This window comes from Acinetobacter sichuanensis (assembly GCF_003024515.2).
In the GTDB taxonomy this organism is placed as follows: domain Bacteria; phylum Pseudomonadota; class Gammaproteobacteria; order Pseudomonadales; family Moraxellaceae; genus Acinetobacter; species Acinetobacter sichuanensis.
In genome coordinates this window covers 1-6020 of the sequence record NZ_PYIX02000077.1, presented here as the reverse complement: position 1 = coordinate 6020, position 6020 = coordinate 1, and the positions used below count along the sequence as shown (strand labels likewise).

At 38.6% G+C, this 6020-nt stretch carries 4 protein-coding genes; 3 read left to right on the top strand and 1 reads right to left on the bottom strand.

Translation table 11 applies throughout. From position 1 onward, the window contains the following. Positions 1-882: DNA cytosine methyltransferase (locus tag C9E89_RS21120; protein WP_107010116.1), on the top strand; the 882-nt coding region annotated here is incomplete at its 5' end. Positions 883-947: 65 nt separating this feature from the next. Then, positions 948-2273: a DNA cytosine methyltransferase gene (locus C9E89_RS21115; protein ID WP_005006017.1), complete on the top strand. Its 1326-nt coding sequence runs from the start codon at positions 948-950 to the stop codon at positions 2271-2273. Between the two features lie 368 nt (positions 2274-2641). Here C9E89_RS21115 and C9E89_RS21110 read toward each other — a convergent pair whose 3' ends face one another. After that, a complete protein-coding gene (locus C9E89_RS21110; RefSeq protein ID WP_227553500.1) occupies positions 2642-4012 on the bottom strand; it encodes a hypothetical protein in 1371 nt (456 codons plus the stop codon). Between the two features lie 796 nt (positions 4013-4808). On the opposite strand from C9E89_RS21110, the gene bla reads away from it, so the two are divergent. Beyond that, the gene (gene bla, locus C9E89_RS21100) at positions 4809-5672 is read left to right on the top strand and encodes a class A beta-lactamase (RefSeq protein ID WP_102139633.1); all 864 of its coding nucleotides are present in this window, start codon (positions 4809-4811) and stop codon (positions 5670-5672) included. The last annotated feature ends 348 nt before the right edge of the window (positions 5673-6020 follow it).

Below are 6020 nucleotides of genomic sequence, written 5' to 3'. Positions count from 1 at the left end.
AATGGCTGGATGTCCAGATCTTCCGCATTAGAGCGTTTAGAACAATGGAAAAACGTTGCGTTTAACCAATATCTAGATCCAACGATCCGCAACCAAAACAACCAAAAAATTGTCATTTCTCTTTTTGATTTGTCTGGCACATGGTCTCAACCATGGGTTGATGCTGGCTATCAAGTATTTCGCTTTGATATACAGGCAGATCCTTATTTTGGCGATATTAATAACTTCAGCGTGGAATTCTTTAACGAGCTTTTTGCATGCTTTGATGGTTTGGACGTTCATGCGATTTTAGCTGCATGCCCATGTACTGACTTTGCTGTTTCTGGTGCAAGACATTTTACCGCCAAAGATGCTGATGGTCGCACGTTAAGCAGTATTGAGCTGGTGTACCAAACTTTAAGAACAATTGAATTTTTTAAACCGAATATTTGGGCAATTGAGAATCCAGTAGGGCGTATTGCGAGCTTAACCGGGTTGTCGCCGTGGCGTCTGTCGTTTGATCCGTTTCATTTTGGGGATACTTACACTAAGAAAACCTTATTATGGGGTAGATTTAATGCTGACCTACCTATTGCACCAGTAGAGCCTATAGAGGGATCTAAAATGCACAAGTTATATGGTGGGAAAAGCTTGGCCACTAAAAATGCTCGAAGTGTAACGCCTGTTGGTTTTGCATATTCATTCTTTATGGCCAATAACGCGCATGACCATAAACTGATGGCATTTTCAAACAAATATGACCGATTAGACCGGAATCTTTTAAAACTCGCTCTGAATTCAGGAGTTTCTGAATATGAAATTTCGTCTGCCATCGATGATGCTTACTATGATTATGATGATTTGGCAGCCATTGATTCTATAAATGAACTAATGCTTGCCTAAGTATTCATACAGTATTCGCGTACACGAATTTAGTGGCAAAAAGCCAAAAACTTGGAGTTTATATTATGTTTAATTTATTACCACACGAACTTATTGTTGATAATTTTGCCGGGGGTGGTGGAACATCAACCGGTTTAGAACGTGCATTTGGGAGACCGATTGATATTGCTATTAATCATGATCCTAAAGCTTTGGCGATGCACCGGGTAAATCATCCTCTTACAAAACATTATTGTGAAAGTGTTTGGGATGTAGATCCAGTTGAAATCACTGGTAATCAACCCGTTGGATTAGTCTGGTTGAGCCCAGACTGTAAACACCATTCCAAAGCTAAGGGAGGTAAACCTCTCAATAAAAACATTAGGGGATTGGCCTGGATTGCATTGCGCTGGGCAGCAAAGGTTCGACCTCGTGTAATAATGCTTGAAAATGTAACGGAGTTTGCAGAATGGGGTGACCTTGATAAAGATGGACGTCCATGCCCAAAGCGTAAGGGACGAACGTTTAATTGCTTTGTAAATGCATTGAAATATCAAGGATACTCAGTTGAATACAAAGAATTAAAAGCATGTGACTTCGGTTCACCAACTATACGAAATCGATTTTTCTTAATAGCTCGCCGTGATGGATTGCCAATCGTATGGCCAAAGGAAACCCATGGTAATCCTAATACCAGTCTTGTAAAAAAGGGACGTTTATTGCCATGGCGTACAGCTGCTGAATGCGTAGATCTAAGTTTTGATTGCCCTAGTATATTTAAAAGAAAAAAAGCACTGGCACCAGCTACGTTAGAGCGTATTGTTCGCGGTATTTTGAAATATATCGTTCATAATCCAGAGCCATATATCGTTGATGCAGCTGCTCCAATTCTTACAGAATGTGCAAATGGATCAAGTCGGAGATCAATGCCGATCGATGAGCCTTTGAGGACAATTACAGCTGAAACTAAAGGCGGTACCCACTCACTATATGTTTGTCACCTTTCAAAAATGAAAAATGGATGTACTGGCCAAGAGTTAAATGAACCTATGCATACACTCACAACAGTAAATCAATTTGCAGAGGTACGAGCTTTATTAACGAGATTTACTGAAGGGTTAAATTTCAAAAATGAACTTTTTGAAAAATTTGGAATCATTGAAATCAATGGTGAACGCTATTGTATTGAAGATATTGGCTTTAGAATGCTTCAACCATTTGAACTTTATAAGGCTCAAGGCTTTCCGCATGATTATATTTTCAGTTATGGACATGATGAAAATAACCAACAATTGAAGTTAACTAAACAAGACCAATATCGTATGGTCGGTAACTCAGTACCACCTGATTTATCTTATGCACTGGTTCTGGCCAACTTTACTCATGAACAGGAATATAGTCTGGCCTCATAAGGCTATTTGCATTCTATAAATTATGAGTTAAAAAAAGAGGTCCCTAATGACCTCTTTTTAAGCTAGATAATAAAATTAATAATTACACTTAAACCAATTTGCTTTACTGTCCCAAACCGTTCTACCAGCTTCAAGTGGGATCTGGTTGTACAACACATCACTTCCAGCTGAGATTCCATTTTGGGTATTTAAAAAGCCTTTGATATGGAACAGAGCCATTAATTATAAAGCAGGGGAATAAGTTTATCCTTGTCTGTGATCGTGGATTCCCATCGGATATTGAAGATCCGAGTATTTATAATTACTTGTCCAATTATATCCAATAGAAATCATTTTCTATAAAACAGAGTGTGTTTCCACACTCTGTTTTATACGGTATTTAGGTCCTTTAAAAGTTCAAAAGCATCCATTTCTTTAACGATGTTCAATAAATATTGCCTGTTGTTTAATAGCAATTCATCAAAGTGACGTATATCAACGATATTACTTAAATTATGTATTTTGAATTGATTTTTTGACATGTAATTAATGCATTCATCTTGATCAAAACATTTTGTTGCTGGAGATCCTGATTCACTTATGAAAATAATGCTGCTGTTCCACATAGATAAATAAAAATATCTGTAAATTTTATCATTTCGCGAAGAGTACCAGTCAGGAAGCATAATTTCACAAGAGTACTTAACATCACCTCCATGAGAATATTGATCCCAAAGTTCAATCATTTCAGAACGTTTTAATTTAGATGTCTCCAGTGCTAAAACTGTGTATTGAGAATCCCTACTTAACCCTAATTTAAAACACATATCTGCGTAATTAATCTGATCGATATCAATTGTGTCTTTGTATCGTTGTTTTTTTAATTGATTCAATAATTCAATCTGATTGCTTGTAAAAATATCCATCCATTGAGTAACTGGCAATGATTTTATTAGGGCCAAAAAAGCTTTTTTATCTTCTCTGGTGCAATCTATGTCTTCTTTCACTTGTCTATTCCGCAAGTATCCATAATTGCCATTTTCTAAATCGGAGCTAACCCAATATGCATCCTGTAAAGTTCTATCGGCTTTACTTTCTAAAGGTGTAATGTCAAATAGTCGGAGATCGTTAGGACAGCACTCTGTAAATGTTGGATGCTTAATAGGTCTGCTGGTATACGCTATTAAAGTTTTACGATGCTTTGATAAGAGAAAAACACTATCTAAATAGTTAGTCATCGTGTTTAGAACGGATAAAGGTAAGGCATATTCTTCATTTTTAGTTTTATATGTATCTAGGACGTCTATCTCAGAGTAACATTCAATATAAGGATAGTGTTGATGCTGACGAAAATTAGCAATAGCTTTTTTATTCTTACTATCAGAAAACTCATATTGAATATTATTCGAGTCTAACCAACTATAAAATGATTGATTAATAATATCCTTCACACGATGATCGATAACCAGGATATCTGGTATTCCAAAAACTAATGGAATATTTGGGCCATTAGTCTTGTAGTAACGGCTCCAAAAAGTCTTCAAGAATTTTGACAGGGAACAACTACTGTCATTTTTTTCATAATATTCCGTGTAATTTAATGGAAAATCATTGACGGAGATGCCAAGTAAACATAATGGCTGCATTGATAGATCAGGATCTATAACTAATGGATCATTAGAACGCATTACGCCGTAGTTAGGCTCTATGAATACCCGTTTGCAAACCTGTACTGTTAAGTAATGAATAATTGGCATCATCTCTGACATATTACGTGTAAATTTTATTATTCATAAGATAGACGATCTTTATTCTAACTCCAAGGATAACCCATTGTGTATTGGTAACTTTTAAGAAATATTTGAACAAACATACAGCTCTCAATACAATGGGTCTCAAATCATAGTAAGGTTTTTTTCATGTCTACTTGCAGTTCAACGTCAGGAAAACCTGAAACGAAAGTTATCGCATTTAGCGGTGCAAATAAAAAGATAAGCGATATTCTTGACCTCGAGCACGTCAGATCTAACTCGCTTTTACAAATTCCTATTGCAGCTGAATTATTATCAGCTGGATTTCCTTCACCTGCCCTTTTCCCATATTGCTCTTTTTTGTCAATGTTCTGAAATCTATTAATAAATAACGAAAAAATAATAAGATAGTAAGATAAATCTCGTTCATACCTACTTTTACGGCGTTGACAACTATCACTCGGTCGAGTTTTTTCACTGATCCCCGCTGGGATCCCCTAATTGGTTGCCTTAGCGCTCATCCGAGCAAAGTTGAGTTAGGCTAGTTAACTAAATAATATAAATGGCCTTGTCCGACTCAGGCGAGACGGAACAACTTCGGTGGCCTCGATAAGCGCTGGCCCACTCCGAACCGTGAGAGTTTTTAAACAAACTGGTAAAGCAGACGCAATTCTCTTTCACTCGAAGCTGCTTTAAACCGCAGGTCGCGACCCATAACAGACGCTAATTCTTTAATCGATATTCGTTTTGATGTATCATCGCGAGCAGGAAACACCTTTCTTTATATCTAGGAAAAAACTATCGTATGTACTCCAAATTTGTTGTTTTTGTATCGCTGTTAAGCAGCTTAACCCTCAGCATTCCTGCCAACTCTTCTCCAGACCTGATAGTCAACAGCATCAAAGAGGTAGAGCAAAACCTGGGTGCTAAAGTAGGAGTCTCAATCTACAGCGTTTCTGATGGTTACCTTTGGCATTACAACGGCGATTCACGTTTTCCGTTGATGAGCACCTTTAAACCTCTTGCATGTGCGAAATTGCTCCACGATGTTGAAACGGCGAAGCTGTCGATTGATCGATCTGTGAAGATTGAGGAACAAGACCTTATTACTTGGTCGCCGATAACAGAAAAGCTTGTTGGAGAGAGCTTTTCCCTCAAGCAGGCTTGCACGGCTGCACTGGTTATGAGTGACAACACAGCGGCTAATATAGTACTGGACGGTATTAGTGGCCCATCTGAATTGACCTTGTTCATGAAAGAACTCGGTGATGAAGTAACGCGACTGGATCGTATAGAGCCTCATTTAAATGAAGCGCGAAGCGGGGATGAGCGTGATACAACAACACCTAACGCGATTGTAAAAAGCCTCGGGAAACTGCTTTATGGCGAGAAACTCTCAAGTGGCTCTAAAGAACAATTAATTGAATGGATGGCTGGCAACAAGGTGTCCGATAGCTTGTTGCGTTCAGTGCTACCAGAGGGGTGGTCAATTGCTGATAGGTCGGGTGCTGGTGGTTTTGGGTCTAGGGGAATCACCGCTGCGATTTGGTCAAATGAACAGCAGCCATTAATTGTTGCGATATATCTCACCCAGACTGAAGCTTCGTTTGACGAGAGAAATAAAGCTATTGCCAAAATAGGTAGAGAAATTTTCGCTTCTTATAACTAAGGCAACTTGGCGGGTACTAAGCACCTCAGCATCATAAGATGAGAGGTGTTCTTTCAATCTTCCTTTATAGCGGCAGCTAAATCGCAGCTAAAGACATCGATCAGGCCGCTCCGTATGTCCGCATTGTGCCGACTCCGGTATATGCGCAGGAAAATCATCTAACGTCCGGTTCCGGAAATTTCAGTTGGCTCTGTTAAAGCAACAGTGAGCGTATGCCCTCTCCCCCTTTAACGCTGCTCCTCAGAGACGGCTATACGGTAGTTATCTGCGGCCGTAGTTGAGCAGTGTGGTCATTTAGCAGTATCTCGCGCTATAAAAAACTGTATGTATATACAGTTTTTTATAGTA